We start from the raw sequence: 395 nt of genomic DNA, 5'->3' as shown, positions 1-395 counted from the left end.
ACATGGGTTCGACGGTCGTGATGCTGCCGCGCTGGGATCGCGAGGTGGCGGGGCGGCTGATCTCGCGCTACAAGATCACGCATTGGACGAACATCCCCACCATGGTCATCGACTTCCTGGCGAGTCCGCAGCTCGCGGAGTTCGACCTGTCGAGCCTCGCCTACATCGGCGGCGGCGGCGCGGCGATGCCGCAGGCCGTGGCCGAGCGCCTGCTGAAGGATTTCAACCTGGCGTACCAGGAAGGCTACGGCCTCTCGGAAACCATCGCGCCGACGCACAGCAATCCGGCCGATCGCGCCAAGCAGCAGTGCCTGGGCATTCCCGTGTTCAACACCGATGCGCGCATCGTCGATCCGCAGACGCTCAAGGAGTTGCCCCCGGGCGAGGTGGGCGAA

At 66.3% G+C, this 395-nt stretch carries 1 protein-coding gene; it reads left to right on the top strand.

Annotated elements, in window-relative coordinates; all coding sequences use genetic code 11:
* Positions 1–395, top strand: a 395-nt coding sequence (locus tag GRF61_RS24420) for an AMP-binding protein (protein WP_169153187.1), incomplete at both ends; no start/stop codon positions are given.

Origin of the sequence: Azoarcus sp. TTM-91, from assembly GCF_012911025.1 — a bacterium.
In the GTDB taxonomy this organism is placed as follows: domain Bacteria; phylum Pseudomonadota; class Gammaproteobacteria; order Burkholderiales; family Rhodocyclaceae; genus Azoarcus.
The sequence above is the reverse complement of the archived record's forward strand: the minus strand, read 5'-3'. Positions and strand labels throughout refer to the sequence as shown.